Source organism: Salinicola peritrichatus (assembly GCF_003206715.1).
Lineage (GTDB): Bacteria > Pseudomonadota > Gammaproteobacteria > Pseudomonadales > Halomonadaceae > Salinicola > Salinicola peritrichatus.
Genome location: NZ_PZJU01000057.1, coordinates 24,529 through 39,891, shown reverse-complemented (window position 1 = coordinate 39,891; position 15,363 = coordinate 24,529). Strand labels below are relative to the sequence as shown.

Annotated in this window: 13 protein-coding genes; 5 read left to right on the top strand and 8 right to left on the bottom strand. The window is 63.3% G+C overall.

Translation table 11 applies throughout. From position 1 onward, the window contains the following. Nucleotides 1-257 precede the first annotated feature (257 nt). Complete coding sequence (locus tag DOM57_RS18630) at nucleotides 258-1,193, top strand: LysR family transcriptional regulator (protein ID WP_110650685.1); 936 nt, start codon at nucleotides 258-260, stop codon at nucleotides 1,191-1,193. Nucleotides 1,194-1,267: 74 nt separating this feature from the next. Continuing rightward, nucleotides 1,268-2,272: a glutathione S-transferase family protein gene (locus DOM57_RS18625; RefSeq protein WP_110650684.1), complete on the top strand. Its 1,005-nt coding sequence runs from the start codon at nucleotides 1,268-1,270 to the stop codon at nucleotides 2,270-2,272. Nucleotides 2,273-2,286: 14 nt separating this feature from the next. On the opposite strand, the gene DOM57_RS18620 is transcribed toward DOM57_RS18625, so the two are convergent. Beyond that, nucleotides 2,287-2,736: a YaiI/YqxD family protein gene (locus DOM57_RS18620; RefSeq protein WP_110650683.1), complete on the bottom strand. Its 450-nt coding sequence runs from the start codon at nucleotides 2,734-2,736 to the stop codon at nucleotides 2,287-2,289. A gap of 437 nt (nucleotides 2,737-3,173) precedes the next feature. On the opposite strand from DOM57_RS18620, the gene DOM57_RS18615 reads away from it, so the two are divergent. Together DOM57_RS18615 and DOM57_RS18610 are read left to right on the top strand one after the other, a co-directional pair. Then, the gene (locus DOM57_RS18615; protein WP_110650682.1) at nucleotides 3,174-4,889 is read left to right on the top strand and encodes a DEAD/DEAH box helicase; all 1,716 of its coding nucleotides are present in this window, start codon (nucleotides 3,174-3,176) and stop codon (nucleotides 4,887-4,889) included. 198 nt (nucleotides 4,890-5,087) lie between these two features. Next, the gene (locus DOM57_RS18610) at nucleotides 5,088-6,068 is read left to right on the top strand and encodes a GntR family transcriptional regulator (protein ID WP_110650681.1); all 981 of its coding nucleotides are present in this window, start codon (nucleotides 5,088-5,090) and stop codon (nucleotides 6,066-6,068) included. A gap of 7 nt (nucleotides 6,069-6,075) precedes the next feature. On the opposite strand, the gene DOM57_RS18605 is transcribed toward DOM57_RS18610, so the two are convergent. The 6 genes from DOM57_RS18605 to DOM57_RS18580 form a co-directional block, all read right to left on the bottom strand. Beyond that, nucleotides 6,076-6,963, bottom strand: a complete 888-nt coding sequence (locus DOM57_RS18605; RefSeq protein WP_110650680.1) for an NAD(P)-binding domain-containing protein — start codon at nucleotides 6,961-6,963, stop codon at nucleotides 6,076-6,078. 53 nt (nucleotides 6,964-7,016) lie between these two features. Continuing rightward, a complete protein-coding gene (locus DOM57_RS18600; RefSeq protein ID WP_110650679.1) occupies nucleotides 7,017-8,444 on the bottom strand; it encodes an FAD-binding oxidoreductase in 1,428 nt (475 codons plus the stop codon). 23 nt (nucleotides 8,445-8,467) lie between these two features. Then, nucleotides 8,468-9,724, bottom strand: coding sequence for a TRAP transporter large permease (locus DOM57_RS18595; RefSeq protein WP_110650678.1), 1,257 nt, complete (start codon nucleotides 9,722-9,724; stop codon nucleotides 8,468-8,470). Then, nucleotides 9,721-10,209, bottom strand: a complete 489-nt coding sequence (locus DOM57_RS18590; protein WP_110650677.1) for a TRAP transporter small permease — start codon at nucleotides 10,207-10,209, stop codon at nucleotides 9,721-9,723. The genes DOM57_RS18595 and DOM57_RS18590 overlap by 4 nt, the downstream gene beginning before the upstream one ends. 61 nt (nucleotides 10,210-10,270) lie before the next feature. After that, on the bottom strand, nucleotides 10,271-11,359 hold the full coding sequence (locus tag DOM57_RS18585; protein ID WP_239496317.1) for a TRAP transporter substrate-binding protein: 1,089 nt from the start codon (nucleotides 11,357-11,359) through the stop codon (nucleotides 10,271-10,273). An 82-nt stretch (nucleotides 11,360-11,441) separates the two neighbouring features. Further along, entirely contained in the window at nucleotides 11,442-12,740 is a 1,299-nt protein-coding gene (locus DOM57_RS18580) for an L-fuconate dehydratase (RefSeq protein WP_110650676.1), read from the bottom strand. Nucleotides 12,741-12,998: 258 nt separating this feature from the next. Here DOM57_RS18580 and DOM57_RS18575 point away from each other — a divergent pair, with 258 nt between their 5' ends. Continuing rightward, entirely contained in the window at nucleotides 12,999-13,928 is a 930-nt protein-coding gene (locus DOM57_RS18575; RefSeq protein WP_110650675.1) for a LysR substrate-binding domain-containing protein, read from the top strand. Nucleotides 13,929-14,173: 245 nt separating this feature from the next. On the opposite strand, the gene DOM57_RS18570 is transcribed toward DOM57_RS18575, so the two are convergent. Further along, nucleotides 14,174-15,355 carry a fumarylacetoacetate hydrolase family protein gene (locus tag DOM57_RS18570; RefSeq protein ID WP_110650687.1) on the bottom strand — a complete coding sequence of 394 codons (1,182 nt, stop codon included), beginning with the start codon at nucleotides 15,353-15,355 and terminating at the stop codon, nucleotides 14,174-14,176. Nucleotides 15,356-15,363 lie beyond the last annotated feature (8 nt).

The window sequence follows — 15,363 nt, the reverse complement described above, 5'->3', positions numbered from 1 at the left end:
TGGGGTCCACTTCAGACATGTTCTTGCATGGTGCGGAAAAAAGCGGCCGTTTATCCGGTTATATCGTCACGTAAACCCCTTGTATCGTTTTCCCGGCGCCTCGTTGCCATTTCGAACAAGAGATCGGATTGAAGCCATGACCTGGTGTAAGCCTTGGCAGGCCATGGTTCTTTATCGAAAGCCACGCGGTAATATGAGCAGAAGGATCGCTTGATTCCGACTAATCGCGAACATGGGCCGATAACCAGGAGGGAATCGTGGCGAAAGTGACCCTGCTGCAATGGCAAATGCTGGCTGCGGTAGCCGATCACGGCGGGTTTGCCAAGGCGGCCGAGGTAATACACAAGAGCCCATCGACGCTCAACCATGCCATCCACAAGATCGAGGAACAACTTGGGGTCCAGCTCTTCGAACCCCAGGGGCGCCAGGTCATCCTGACCGAAGCGGGCTCCATGTTGCTGCGGCGTGCGCGCCAATTGATCGAGAATGCGGCCCTGCTGGAAGAGGTGGCGGAACATCTCGCGGGCGGTCTGGAGGCCGAAGTCACGCTGGCCGTCGACCAGGTTTTTCCATGCGACGCCCTGGCCGATGCATTGATGCGATTTTCGGAAACCTTTCCCCACGTCCGAGTGCAGTTGCATGAAACGGTGCTCAACGGTGCCGTCGAAATGTTGTACGAGTCCCGGGCGGATCTGATCATTTCCAGTTTCAGTGCACAGGGCTTTCTCGGCCAGCCGCTGGTCGACGTGCCTTTTATCGCCGTTGCTCACCCGGATCATCCGTTGCATCGGTTGGGGCGCGAACTGGATCTGCGCGACCTCGAACGTCATCGACAACTGGTCATTCGCGACTCGGCGGTACGTCATCGGCTGGACGCCGGTTGGCTCAAGGCGGAACAGCGCTGGACGCTCAGCCATCTCTCCACTTCCATCGATATGCTCGAGCGTGGCCTCGGCTTCGCCTGGGTGCCCCAGACCCGCATTCAAGCGGCGCTCGACAGTGGCCGCGTGAAGGTCTTGCCGCTGAGAGTCGGCGGGATCCGGCACGCGTCGTTACAGATCATTCACCGCGACATCGATGCCGCCGGCCCGGCGACCCTGGCGCTGGCACAGGCGTTGATCGATGCCACGGCTTCGACCTGCCGCGCGGGGCGCGCCACAGGCGGGGAGCTTTCGATGCATCCGAACGAATGAGTCGAGACAATCCGCTCGATATCTTGCGCTGACTCCCTATCCTTGGGACACGAACCAATAGGGGAGAGAGCCTGATGGGCCTGTTGATCGATGGTAAATGGCAAGACGAATGGTATGACACCAAGAGTCATGGCGGCGAGTTCGTGCGTGAATCGGCCAAGCTGCGCGATTGGGTAACGCCAGGCGGCATCGAAGGCCCTGATGGGCAGCCCGGCGTGGCCGCGGAGGCCGACCGCTTTCATCTCTATGTCTCGCTGGCCTGCCCATGGGCGCATCGGACATTGATCATGCGCAAGCTCAAGGGGTTGGAGTCGCTGATCGGCGTGTCGCATACCAGCCCGCTGATGCTGGATCAGGGCTGGTCCTATCACGTCGAAGAGGGCTCGAGCGGAGATCCGCTCAATGGCGTCGAGTACCATCATCAGCTGTACACGCTGACCGATCCGCATTACACCGGTCGCGTTACGGTGCCGGCACTGTGGGACAAGCGCGAGGAGCGAATCCTCAACAACGAGTCCGCTGAACTCGTGCGCATGCTCAACTCGGCCTTCGACGATCTCACCGGTAACCGGCTCGACTTCTATCCCGAGGATCTGCGCGAGGCCATCGATACCGTCAATGCCGACGTCTACGACAACCTCAACAACGGGGTCTACAAGACCGGCTTTGCCACCGAGCAGGCGGTCTACGAGAAACACTTCCGGGCGCTGTACGAGTGCCTCGATCGCCTGGAACAACGCCTGGACAGGCAACGCTATCTGGCCGGCGAGTGGCTGACCGAGGCCGATATCCGATTGTTTACGACGCTGGTGCGATTCGATCCGGTTTATCACGGCCATTTCAAATGCAACCGCCAACGAATCGTCGACTACCCGAACCTGTCGAACTATCTGCGCGAGCTCTACCAATGGCCGGGTATTGGCGAGACGGTCGATTTCGACCACATCAAGCGCCACTACTACTATAGCCATCCGACGATCAATCCGACCCGGATCGTGCCGCTGGGGCCGGTGCTGGATCTCGAGCGCAGCCATGACCGCGAGCGCCTGACAGGGCGGGGCGTGCGACAACGCGACTGAACAGCCCCTAGGGCTCAGGTATGGCGCCGCAGCCAGCTATCCAGGGCGTTGGCGAATTCGCGACGGTCGCCGTCGCTGTACGCGTTGGGGCCGCGTGTCTGCTCGCCACTGGCGCGTAGCGTCTCCATGAAGTCGCGCATCTGGACCCGAGCGCGAATGTTGTCGCCCGTCAGCCGCTCGCCGCGCGTGGTCATGACGTCCGCGCCACGCGCGATCACCGCCTGGGCCAGCGGCAGGTCGCTGGTGACGACCAGGTCACCGGTCTCGACGGCTTCGACGATCGCATCGTCGGCGGCGTCGAAGCCGTGCGCGACGGCGCGCGATTTTACCCAGGCCGAAGGCGGCAGGGGCAGGGCATGGTTGGCGACCATCCAGGTTCGGGTTCGGGTGCGCTCGGCGGCGCGGACGATGATCTCGCGTGCGGCGCGGGGGCAGGCATCGGCATCGATCCAGAGCGTTGGCATGCGGTCGTCTCGGCAAAAAGGACTTTCAGTGTACGTCGATCGCAGTCTCGGCACACGTGTCGGAATTTTACGTTTTGGGTGGAGAAAAGCATTCGCCGATGGTATAGTTGCGTTTCCTCGCATGTGTTGACCCCACCATCCTGCCGATATGTCTGCAAATCACGCCATCGACCCGTGAGTCGATGCCACTACCGGACGTATCTCGTGAATGACGCACGGCGCAAGCCGACTTCTGCGTCCGGATGCAACGATGGAGCGCTTTCAACGGTTGATGTTTCATGCAACCGGGCGCATCAAGGTCGCCACATACGCCATTGCTGCTGCGGAAGCCGCCGCGTGATTGGCGCAATGCCAGGTGCGACCGGTGTCGATTGGGCCGAATGCCATCGATGCCATGACATTTTCGCCGGCCCCCGCCGGCCACTCCAAGGTGTGAAATGACCTCGACTGTAGTTGCGACGCCAAGCTTTGGCGATCTGGCACTATTGCCGGAAGTACTGACGGCCCTCGATACCCTGGGCTATGAGACTCCCTCGCCGATTCAGGCGCAAACCATCCCCGCGCTGCTCGAAGGCCGCGACATGCTGGGCCAGGCCCAGACCGGTACCGGCAAGACCGCGGCCTTCGCGCTGCCGCTGCTGACCCGCCTCGAGCTGAGCCGTCGCGAGCCGCAGGTGCTGGTATTGGCCCCGACCCGTGAACTGGCCCAGCAGGTGGCCGTCTCGTTCTCCAAATACGGCCAGAATCTGAAAGGTCTGGAAATCGCCACGCTGTGCGGTGGCCAGGACTATCGCGAGCAGCTCACCGCGCTCAAGCGCGGCGCTCAGGTCGTCGTCGGTACGCCGGGACGCATCATCGATCACCTCGATCGTGGCAGCCTCAAGCTCGACGGCCTCTCCGCGCTGGTGCTCGACGAAGCCGATGAGATGCTGCGCATGGGCTTCATCGACGACGTCAAGCGCGTGGTTTCCGACACGCCCAGCGACGCCCAGCGTGTGTTCTTCTCGGCGACGCTGCCGAGCGAGATCGAACGCATCGTCAACCGCTACCTGGTCGATCCGGTCAAGGTCGCGATCGAATCCAAGGTCAGCACCGGCGAGAACATCGAGCAGCGCGTGGTCCGCGTCGAAGGCCCGAGCAAGCTCGAAGCGCTGGCGCGAATTCTCGAAGTCGAGCCGGTGGACGCCGCCATCGTCTTCGTGCGGACGCGTGCCGCCTGTACCACGCTGGTCGAACAGCTGACCGCGCGCGGCGTCAACGCCGCCGGACTGTCCGGCGACCTCGACCAGAGCCTGCGTGAGCGTACCGTGACCCGGCTCAAGCGCGGCAAGGTCGACGTGCTCGTCGCCACCGACGTCGCCGCGCGCGGCCTCGACGTGCCGCGCATTACCCACGTGATCAACTACGATCTGCCCCAGGACTCGGAAGCCTATATCCACCGTATCGGCCGTACCGGGCGCGCGGGCCGCGATGGCGTGGCGATCACCTTTGCCGGCGGTCGTGAGACGCGCAAGATTCGTTGGGTCGAGCAGGCCACCGGCCAGCCGATGGGCGAAATGCCGCTGCCCGATGAAGCCGCCATCCGTGCCCACCGCGACGAGCGTTTCAGCGCGCGTCTGCTCGAGATGCTCGAAGCCGGCACCGATCAGCAGCGCGGCTTGATCGAGAAGCTGGTGGACGAGGGTCACGATCCCGTCGATCTGGCTGCAGCGTTGGCAACGCTGGCCCGTGCCGGCGAAGCTCCCATCGGGCGAATCACCAGCGCGCCTTCGCGTCGCGACAGTGGACGTGACGGCGGCCGCGACGGCAATCGCGAACGCGGCCCGCGTCGCCGTGACAGCGCCCCTCGCGAAGGCATGACCCGCTATCGCGTCTCGGTCGGCCACAAGGACGGCGTCAAGCCGGGCCAACTGGTCGGCGCACTGGCCAACGAAGGGGGCATCGAAGGTGGCCGGATCGGTCGCATCGACATCCGTAACGCCTTCTCGGTGGTCGAGCTGCCGAGCAGTTTGCCGTCGAGCATTCTGGCCAAGATGGCGCGTGCTCGCGTTGCCGGCCGGCCACTGGAGATCGCCGAGGACCAGGGCGCGCCGGAGCGTGCACCGCGTCGCCGCAACGATGGCGACAGCCCGATGCGCCGCTCTCGCGCCTGATCCGACGTTCGCCGTGACCCGACGCCGCCCACCTCGTGTGGGCGGCGTTTTTTTTATTGTCCGGGCGTTCTGCAAAGTGTCGGTGATCACCTGCGGCCTTGGTCGGGCAGCCGTGGCTGACCTTTGTGTGCAATACTCATTACCGCTGAATCGTGCCACGCCGCGTGGGATCCGGATTGTCGGTAGGAGCGAGGTTTGATGGCCAGGACGCTCAAGGATCAACTCTACGATGCGTTGTTGCGCAGTATGACCAACGGCCACCTGGAACCGGGGCTGGTCCTGCTGGAGGGCAACATCGCCGAGATTTTCGGCATGAGCCGCTCGCCGGTGCGCCAGACCCTGGGGCGCCTGCACCGGGAAGGGGTCGTGAGTCGTTTCGAAGGGCGCGGTTATCTGGTGGGGCGCGGCCCGGGGAAAATCGTGCGGCGCTCGCTGACCGCGGCCGACTTTCGGGCCGCCGGCGGTCGTGCGTCGGTCGAGCGCACCGAGTCCTGGCGCGAGCTGGCCGAACAGGTCGAGCACGATGTCGTGCTGTGTTCGATGAAAGGGCGGCTCGAACTCAACGAACTCAAGCTATCCAAGACGCTCGATGTCAGCCGCAGCGTGACCCACCGTATTCTGCTGCAGCTACAATCGCTGGGCGTGGTCGTCAAGATCAAGTACTCGAGCTGGAACGTCGTGCCGTTGGACGCCGCCCGCCTGCATCAGCTCTACGAGGCTCGACGGCAGCTCGAACCATTCATGATCGGCAAGGCCTGCGAGCGGCTTGGCGTTGCCACCGTCGAACGCTATCTGGCCCGGCTCGAACGGGCCGAGGCGCGCTATCCCGATATCGTGCCGTCACAGCTCGATGTTCTGGAAAACGATCTCCACCACGACGCGCTGGCCCACGGCGGCAATGACGAGGTGTTGTCGATGCTGCAGCGGACCCGGCCGATCCTGCTGATCAGCAAGCACCTGCTCGGGGGCGAGATCGCGCTGCCTCCGGAAGATCCGTTTTTCGCCGCCCATCGCCAGGTCTTCGAGGCGATACTCGCGCGCCGCCCCGATGCCGCCAGCGCCGCGCTGTTCGATCACTTGCAGTGTTCGGAATCGCTGGTACAGGCGAGATTGGCGAATTTTCACCGCGACGGCGAGATTCGCGTTCCCGACTACCTGCGCTGGTTGAGCCAGCGCTGAATCGGGCCTATGCCTTTGTCAGCCCGTTCCGGCGGCGCAACTCGCGAATCAGGCCGCTGTGGTCCAGGTCGCCATCGCCGTGCTCGAGCATGTCGCCGAACAGCGCATCGGCCTGACGACTCACCGGAAGATCCAGGCCTAGCTCCTCCGCTTCCGCGAGCGCGGTCTGGGTATCCTTGTACTGCCACTTGGCCGGCCCGCCCGGAGCGAAGTCCTCTTCCAGCATGCGCCTGCCGTGGATCTCGAGAATCGTCGAGTCGGCGAAGCCACCCCGCAACGCCTGACGCACCTGGGCCGGATCGGCGCCGCCACGCTCGGCCAGCAATAGCGCCTCGGCCACGGTGGCGATGGTGTTGGCGACGATCATCTGATTGGCCAGCTTGGCGAGCTCGCCGCAGCCGGCGGGGCCGACATGGGTCGGTCGTCCGAGATGCGAAAGCAACTCGCGGGCGCGTTCGAAAGTCTCCGCCTCGCCGCCGACCATGATCGCCAGGGTGCCGTCGATCGCGCCACGCTCGCCGCCGGAGACCGGCGCATCGAGATAGCCGATCCCGCGGGCGCTGGCCGCATCGGCGTGGCGGCGTGCCGTCGCCACCGGGATCGAGCTCATGACGATCAGTGTGCTGCCCGGCTTCATGGCCGCGATCAGGCCGCGCTCGCCGAGCAGGATCTCGTCGCAGACCGGGCCGGCGCTCAGCATGACGATGACGGTATCGGCGCCAGCGACCTCCAGCGGGGCATCCACGGCGGTGACGCCATTTGCGACGAGCGGTGTGAGTTTGTCGCGGCTGCGGTTCCAGGCGCGAACGGCGTAGCCCGCCGCGGCCAGGCGACGGGCCATGGGGGCTCCCATGATGCCGGTGCCGATGACGCCGATGCGTTGATTGTGGTTCATGAGTCGTTCTCGTCGGTGGCTATGGCTGCCGCTAGCTGCCCGACAGCCGGCGTTTAGCGATTGGGCGACGGCAGGATGCGCCCGGCGGAGAGCAACGCGCGGGGGTCCAGAAGGTGTTTGAGACCTCGCATGAGGTCATATTCCGGCGCCGAGAGATTTTCCAGAAACGCTTCCTGCTTCAGGCGTCCGATACCGTGTTCGGCACTGATGCTGCCATCGAACTCGTCGACGACGTCGAACAGGCGTGATTCAAGATCGTGGAGCAGTGCCGACCTGTCGCTCTCCGGCAGCGAAGACGGCGGTAGCACGTTGAAGTGCAGATTGCCGTCGCCGACGTGGCCGTAGGCGATGATCGTGGCCTCCGGGCAGGCTTCGAGAATCGCCCGGCTGGCGGCCTCGTGAAACGCCGGCAACGCCGAGATCGCCAGCGACACGTCCGTGCGCAGATGCTCGCCGGTACGGCGCTGGCCCTCCAGCATCGCCTCGCGAATGAGCCAGAGTTGTTGCGCCTGGGTCTCGCTGGTGGCGAGGACCCCATCGGCCAGCCATCCCGCCTCGAGGCCGCGCTCGAACAGCGTCTCGATCATGCCATCGAGATCGGCCGGGCCGCTGGCGGCAACTTCCAGCAGTACATAGGTCGGATGCGCGTCATCCAGTGGGTCCTGCAGATCGGGCGCGGCACCGAGGGCGAGTTCCAGGCAGCGCCGCGGGATCAGTTCGAAGGCGGTCAGCAGGTCGCAGCAGCAGCGCCGCGCCAGCGCATAGAGTTTGAGCACGGCATCGATATCGGCGCAGCCGAGCAGGGCGGTGCGGCTGACCTGCGGACGGGGAAACAGCTTGAGCACCACGCCGGTGACGATCCCCAGCGTGCCCTCGGCGCCGATGAACAGTTGCTTGAGGTCGTAACCGGTATTGTTCTTGTGCAGCGTGCGCATGCCGTGATAGATGCGCCCGTCCGGCAACACCACCTCGAGCCCCAGTACCAACTGCCGGGTCATACCGTAGCGCAGCACGTTGAGGCCGCCGGCGTTGGTCGAAACGTTGCCGCCGATCTGGCAACTGCCCTGCGCGCCCAGCGCCAGCGGAAAATAGCAATCGGCTTCCTCGGCGGTGTCCTTGATCGTCTGGAGCACGCAGCCGGCGTCGACGCTCATGGTGAAATTGATCGGATCGAGCTCGCGTACGCCATTCATGCGTTCGAGGCTGACGACCAATTCGGGGAACTCGGTGCTCGGCAGGGCGCCGTCGACCAGTCCGCTGTGTCCGCCCTGCGGGACCAGCGGCACGTCGTGGCGATGGCAGTAGCTCACGACATCGGCGACCTGGTCGGTGGTGCCGGGCCTGACGACGGCCAGCGGCATGCCGCCGGCGTGTCCCGCCCAGTCGGTGCGATAGCGCGCCATGTCGCCCGGGTCGGTCAGCACGCCATGGTCGCCTAGCATCCCGCGCAGATCGTCGATGAGGGTATCGGATGGAATCATGGTTCACTCTCAAAAGTCGGTTGTCAGCGGAACCACAGCACCAGGCCGGGAAAGACCAGAAACAGCACCAGCAGCGCCAGCAGGGTGAAGTAGAAGGGCAGCAGGCTCTTCACCAGGCTTTCCATGCCGACCTTGCCGACGCCGCAACCGACATACAACACGGTGCCCACCGGGGGCGTGATCAGACCGATGCCGAGAATGAACGACATCAGCACGCCGAAGTAGACCGGGTCGATGCCGAGCTTGACCACCACCGGTGTCATCAGTGGCGCCAGGATCACCATCGCCGGCGTCAGATCCATGAAGAAGCCGACGACCAGCAGGAACGCCGACAGCAGCAGGAGCAGCAGGAACTTGTTCTCGGTCACTGCCGATAGGCTCACCACCAGCTGCTGGGGGATCATGTTGGCGGTCAACAGCCAGGCCAGCACGCTGGCGAAAGCCAGCAACAGCAGCACCACGCCGGTCAGCTTGCCGGTGGTGATACACAGCTGGAAGAAACGCGCCAGGGTCAGGCTGCGGTAGACGAAGAACGACACCACGCAGGCGTAGACCAGGGCGATCGCGGCGCTCTCCGTGGGTGTGAAGATGCCCGACAGAATACCGCCGACGATGATGATCGGCAGCAGCAGGGCCAGCGACGCCTCCTTCAGTGCGCTGGCCAGCTCGGGAAACGAGAAGGGCTGTCCGCGTCCGTTCTTGCGCGACTGGACATAGGTCGTGATCGCCAGCCCCAGGGTGATCAGGATGCCCGGCACGATCCCCGCCATGAACAGTTGCGAGATCGAGGTACTGGTCACCACGCCGAACAGGATCATCGGGATCGACGGCGGAATGATGATGCCGACCACCGAGGCGGCGACCACGATGGCGGTGGCCAGCGGCCCGGTGTAGCGATGACGCCTCATCGGTTCGATCATCATGCTGCCGACGGCGGAGGCGTCGGCCACCGCGGAACCGCTGATGCCGCCGAAGAACATCGAGGTCAACACCGCCACCTGGCCCAGTCCGCCGGCCATGAAGCCCACCAGGGCGCTGGCCAGGCGCACCAGTCGGGTGGCGATGCCGCCTGCGCTCATGACCTCGCCGACCAGAATGAACAGCGGAATCGCCAGTAGCGGAAAGGAGTCCAGGCCGTTGACCGCCTGCGCCACCAGCGGCGAGAGGGCATAGTCGGACTCGAAGAAGATGAACAGGCTGATGGCCGCCAGGCCGAAGGAGATCGGCATGCCGATGACGATACAGATCGCCAGCCCGATCAGGATGCTCCAGAGAATCATGCCGTCTTCCTCCGCAACAGGGAGACCAGCGCCACGCTGTTGGCTATCAGCGTGAGAATCGCCATCACCGGCATGGCGCTGTAGAGATAGGTCTGGGGAATCCCCAGCATGGGAGTCGCACTGACGTAGCCGGACACCAGATCCTTGAACGCGAGCAGAATGCAGATACAGACGATGTAAACGACGGCGATGGTCAGCAGGCTCGCCGCGAAGCGCAGCGGAGTGGGCGCAATGTCGCGAAAGAACGTCACCGCGACGTGTTCGTTGCCGAGGCTGCCGACGCCGGCGCCCAGCAACACCAGCCAGATGAACAGTACCCGGGACATCTCCTCGGCCCAGGTATAGGAGTCGTTGAGCACGAAGCGGCCGAAGACGTTGGCCGTGACGCAGAAGACGACTCCCAGCACGAGAATGCCCGCGGCGATTTCCAGCGTCAGCTTGAGCCAGCCGAGAAGACCCCGGGCGGTGGGCGAGTCAGCACGCATCGTGACCTCCGTAATGACACGACGTGGCCGCCGGCACGCAGCGCCGGCGGCGTTCAGGGAATTATTCGGAAGCGCTGGCGGCTTCGGCGCGGATGCTGTCGATCAGATCGCCGCCGATCTTGTCACGCCACTCGTCGTAAACCGGCGCCAGCTTGTCCTGGAAGGCCTTGACCTGCTCCGGGGAAAGCTCGGTGATCTGCATGCCCTCGTCCTTCAGCTCCTGCTTGATCTGGTCGTTGAGGGTACGGCTGACCTGGCGCTCGTAGGTGCCCATCTGCTTGGCGGCCTCGACCAGCAACTGCTGATAGCCTTCCGGCAGGCGATTCCAGAAGCGCTCGGACACCAGCGTGATGAACGGGGTATAGACGTGATTGGTTTCCGTGGCGTATGGCTGCACCTCGTTGAAGCGCGAGGACTGAATCGTGATCCAGGGATTCTCCTGGCCGTCGACGACACCCTGCTCCAGCGCGGTGAACAGCTCGGCGAAGGACATCGGCGTGGGGTTGGCGCCCAAAGTACGCCAGATATCCAGGTGGATGGGATTCTGCATCGTACGGATCTTCAGTCCGTCGAGGTCGTTGGGGCTCGAGACCGCACCCTTGCTGTCGGTCAACTGGCGATAACCGTTTTCGGCCCAGCCGATGGCGACCAGCCCGTTGGTCGTGGCCTCCTTCAACATGCGATCGCCGATCTCGCCATCGAGCACCTTGTCGGCGACTTCCGGCGTCGGGAACAGAAACGGCAGATCGAACACGGCGAACTGCGGGAACATGTTGACCAGCGGTGAGGTCGAGGGTGCGGTCATCTCCAGCGTGCCGGCCTGCAGCGCGCTGACCGCCTGCAGGTCGTCGCCGAGCTGGGCGCTGTGGAACAGCTCCACGTGGATATGGCCGTCGCTACGCTGCTCGACGATCTCCTTGAAGTATTCCAGCCCGCGATATTGAGCGCTGGATTGCGTCAACCCGATACTGAACTTCAGGTTGTAGTCGTTGCCGTCACCTTCGACGACGCCACCCTTGACCTCGGGCAGCGGCGGCATCTCGGTGGCGGCCATCGCCGGCAGGGCGGTCATGGTCATTACCGCCGCCGTCATCAACGCGGCGAAGGGGCGGATTCCCTTGCGAGGGGAGGAGAGCATGGTTGTTTTCATCATCGACTCCTGAATATGGTTGGCGTGTCGCTGTTGCATTGGCGTCGCTCGTCGCGGCGACGTCGTTGCTCGGTGACGGCACCTATTGCCAGGCGCTGCCGTCGGGAAAGCGGTGGGCGGTGAGAGAATCCGGTTTCATGCTGACGCCATAGCCGGGTGCGTCGGGCACCAGGTAGCGGCCCTGACGAATCCTGACCGGATCGAGGAAATGCTCGTGCAGATGATCGACATACTCCAGCAGGCGATCTTCCATCGACCCGGAAACGGCGATGTAGTCGAACATCGAAATATGCTGGGTGTATTCGCACAGGCCGACGCCGCCGCCATGCGGGCAGACGGGGATGCCGTACTTGGCGGCCAGCAGCAAGACGACGATCACTTCGTTGAGCCCGCCGAGCCTGGCGGCATCCAACTGGCAGTAGTCGAGCGCGCCGGCCTGGAACAGTTGCTTGAACATCACCCGGTTGTGACAGTGCTCGCCGGTGGCGACCGCGATGGGGGCGAGGCGGCGGCGGATCTCGGCGTGGCCGAGGATGTCGTCGGGGCTGGTGGGCTCCTCGATCCAGTGCGGGTTGAACTCGGCCAGACGGCGCATGTTGACGATCGCTTCGTCGACGTCCCACATCTGGTTGGCGTCCATCATCAACACCCGGGATTCGCCGATCTCCTCGCGCAGGATTCGCGCGCGGCGACGGTCCTCCTCGATATCGCCGCCGACCTTCTGCTTGAAGTGCTGCCAGCCCTCATCCAGCGCCTCGCGGCAGAGCTGGCGCATCTTGTCTTCCGAATAACCGAGCCAGCCGGCCGAGGTGGTGTAGCCGGGATAACCCTGCTGGCGCAGGATCGCCTCGCGCTCCGCCTTCCCGGCTTGCTGGCGCTTGAGCAGGGCGATGGCCTCCGCGGGTGTCAGCGCGTCGGTGACGAAACGAAAGTCGAGGCACTGGACCAACGCTTCCGGCGTCATGTCCGCCAACAGCTTCCACACCGGTTTGCCTTCGTGCTTGGCCCAGAGATCCCACACCGCATTGATCATCGCCGAGCAGGCCAGATGGATGACGCCCTTCTCCGGCCCCAACCAGCGTAGCTGGCTATCGCCGCTGGTCAGGTCGCGCCAGAATGCTCCCATGTCGGCGATAATCTCTTCGAGCGTGCGGCCTTCCAGGCGGGAGGCCAGGGAATTCACGGCTGCCACGCAGATTTCATTGCCGCGGCCGATGGTAAAGCTGAGCCCGTGTCCGCTCAGCGCATCGCCGGTGTCGGTCCGCAGCGTGACATAGGTCGCCGAGTAGTCGGGAGCGGCATTCATCGCATCCGAGCCATCGAGCTGACGGGAAGTCGGGAAGCGGATGTCCTGGGCTTCGACACTTTGAATCCTGGGCATGTTGACCTGTTTCCTCGGCTAATGACGAATTTTTACTAATGAAACGACCTGGATTTTCCAGTCCATTGCAAGGAGACGATTAGCTGGCTGGCTTTTCGTTTTTCAAGGATTTCAATGCCGGAGTCTTGGAATATTCAGCGATATTCCGAAAGCTTTCGTAGCCTAATTGAATGTATTTCTTGGGTGCCAATCGTTTTTTTTGCAAGCTTGATAACCGATAGTTATTCTTTTTGACTAAAGCATAAGATCGAGATAGCTATGTCCAACGATAGTCGAATACATATCAAGAGTTGGTTGCGTATAAAGCACCTCGTATTGCTGGTTACGTTGGACGAAAGTCGTAACCTTCATGCCACGGCGCGCCACATGAACATGAGCCAGCCGGCCGCCAGCAAGATGCTGAAGGATGTCGAAAACTTTTTCGGCATGACTCTGTTTTCACGTCAGCCACGGAGCATGGAAATTACCGAGTCGGGACGCTTGTTGGTGCGTTATGCGCGTAGCATCCTGAACGATACCGATCGCCTGATCGATGACCTGGTTTCCCTGCGTGAAGGGGGGCATGGCAAATTGGCCATCGGTGCCGTTCCCGGGGCGGCGCCGGTATTGCTGCCTCGGGCGATCACCGCGATCAAAAACCGGCGCCCACAGCTGGCGGTCAGCCTCTTCGAGAATTCCAGCGATCGCTTGTTGGTCGATCTCGAGTACAAGCAACTCGACGTGGTCATCGGTCGTTTCACCGACCACGCGCAACATCACCTGTTCGATTTTCTGCCCTTGCAGGCGGAGCCGGTTTCCATCGTGGTGCGTGCAAACCACCCACTATGTGGTCGACCGCCGAGTCTTGGCGAGGTGGTGCATTGGCCATGGATTCTTCACCCAATGAGCAGTCCCATGCGGGGACTGTTCGAGGTGGCATTGGCCGAAGCCGGCGTCCCTTCTCCACGCAATGTCGTCGAGACGACCTCGACGCAGACGACCCTGCAAATGGTCAGTTCGTCGGACATGATTGCACTGTTGCCGACTTCTGTGCTGACAACGGCCATTTCTGCCGGAACCTTCACCGCATTGCCACTGGTGATCGGCGAGCCCTTGGGTTACTACGGCGTGCTGACGAGAAAAGGAGAGGAGCCTTCCGACGTGGTTCAGGCATTCATCGATGTATTACTGATGCGCCACGATGCTTGAGAGGGCGCCTACAAAAGGGCTGCACTCGGCAATACAGCGTTGAAATCATTCTCACAATGCTCATTTACTACCTGTAAACTGCGCCTGTTCGACCGATTTCGCCTTGTCTTGCCTTCGTTCGCCTATTTTGTAAACGCCCCCCTGAGTTTCGGTATTGATGCCTGACGGGAAGGTATCGCCGTCGGATCACCGACGGCGATGCGTACCCGCATTCAGCGAATCCAATCCAGTGAATCCATTGCGCTTCAGCGGGCGCCGAGGTGCGCGAGTAGCGCGCGGATGCCGAAGGTCCATGGCGGCAGGCGGTCGCTGCGGTCGACGACATTGCTCAGCCGGCCCAGCCTAGGCGTCGAGATGGTGACGCGGTCGCCGATATGGTGGGTAAAGCCCTGGCCTGCGCCGTCGCGATCCTGGATCGGCGAGAACATGGTGCCGAGGAACAGCATGAAGCCGTCGGGATACTGGTGGTGTGCGCCGTGGGTCTGGGCCACCAGTTCGAGCGGGTCGCGACTGATCTCGCGCATGTTGCTCTCGCCTTCGAGTACGAAGTCGTCGTCCTCGCCTTCGATGCGCAGCGAGACCTTGGCGTTGCGCACGTCGTCGATGGAGAAGTGTTCGTCGAACAGACGAATGAAGGGGCCGATCGAGCAGGAGGCATTGTTGTCCTTGGCCTTGCCCAGCAGCAGGGCGCTGCGGCCTTCGATATCGCGCAGGTTGACGTCGTTGCCGAGTGTCGCGCCGCGTACCTGGCCCTGGGCGTCCACCGCCAGCACGATTTCCGGCTCCGGATTGTTCCATTGCGAGGCAGGATGCAGCCCCACGCGCGCGCCATGGCCGACCGCGGAGAGCGGCTGTGCCTTGGAGAACACCTCGGCGTCGGGGCCGATGCCCACTTCCATGTACTGCGACCAGCCGCCGCGTGCCTGAAGCTCCGCCTTGAGCGCCAGCGCTTCCTCCGAACCGGGCTTGATCCGCGACAGGTCGCCGCCAATGAGCGATTGAATCTCCTGACGCAACGCATTGGCTCGATTGAGATCGCCGCCGGCCTGCTCCTCGATCACGCGCTCCAGCAGGCTGACCGCAAAGGTCACGCCGCAGGCCTTGATCGCCTGGACATCGCAGGGAGCCAGCAGATAGGGCGTGACCGGAGTCTGCCGCTGGCTGTTGTCGAGAATTCGTTCCAGGCTGCCGATCTCCGTGGCGGGAGCCTCGCGCACCAGCCAGGCAGCGTCGTCGCGCTCCAGCAGATCGGCCATGGTCGCCACGTGGCGGGAGATATCCACCAGCGTGTCGCCGCGCACGGCGACGATGGCCGGGCCGGCGCGGCCATCGTCGCTGGCCAGCCACACGCGGCCTACCAGCAGAGCGTGGCCGGCGTCTTCGGGGAGACAGGATAAGTCTTCGGATAGACCATCGAATAGAGCCATGGGTAAAG

Excerpts from the sequence above, each read along its gene's own strand:
- DOM57_RS18585 (WP_239496317.1), bottom strand. The coding sequence starts at position 11,359 with ATGAAAACAACCATGCTCTCCTCCCCTCGCAAGGGAATCCGCCCCTTC.
- DOM57_RS18605 (WP_110650680.1), bottom strand. The coding sequence starts at position 6,963 with ATGAACCACAATCAACGCATCGGCGTCATCGGCACCGGCATCATGGGA.
- DOM57_RS18600 (WP_110650679.1), bottom strand. The coding sequence starts at position 8,444 with ATGATTCCATCCGATACCCTCATCGACGATCTGCGCGGGATGCTAGGC.
- DOM57_RS18615 (WP_110650682.1), top strand. The coding sequence starts at position 3,174 with ATGACCTCGACTGTAGTTGCGACGCCAAGCTTTGGCGATCTGGCACTA.
- DOM57_RS18570 (WP_110650687.1), bottom strand. The coding sequence starts at position 15,355 with ATGGCTCTATTCGATGGTCTATCCGAAGACTTATCCTGTCTCCCCGAA.
- DOM57_RS18625 (WP_110650684.1), top strand. The coding sequence starts at position 1,268 with ATGGGCCTGTTGATCGATGGTAAATGGCAAGACGAATGGTATGACACC.
- DOM57_RS18610 (WP_110650681.1), top strand. The coding sequence starts at position 5,088 with ATGGCCAGGACGCTCAAGGATCAACTCTACGATGCGTTGTTGCGCAGT.
- DOM57_RS18620 (WP_110650683.1), bottom strand. The coding sequence starts at position 2,736 with ATGCCAACGCTCTGGATCGATGCCGATGCCTGCCCCCGCGCCGCACGC.
- DOM57_RS18580 (WP_110650676.1), bottom strand. The coding sequence starts at position 12,740 with ATGCCCAGGATTCAAAGTGTCGAAGCCCAGGACATCCGCTTCCCGACT.
- DOM57_RS18590 (WP_110650677.1), bottom strand. The coding sequence starts at position 10,209 with ATGCGTGCTGACTCGCCCACCGCCCGGGGTCTTCTCGGCTGGCTCAAG.
- DOM57_RS18595 (WP_110650678.1), bottom strand. The coding sequence starts at position 9,724 with ATGATTCTCTGGAGCATCCTGATCGGGCTGGCGATCTGTATCGTCATC.
- DOM57_RS18575 (WP_110650675.1), top strand. The coding sequence starts at position 12,999 with ATGTCCAACGATAGTCGAATACATATCAAGAGTTGGTTGCGTATAAAG.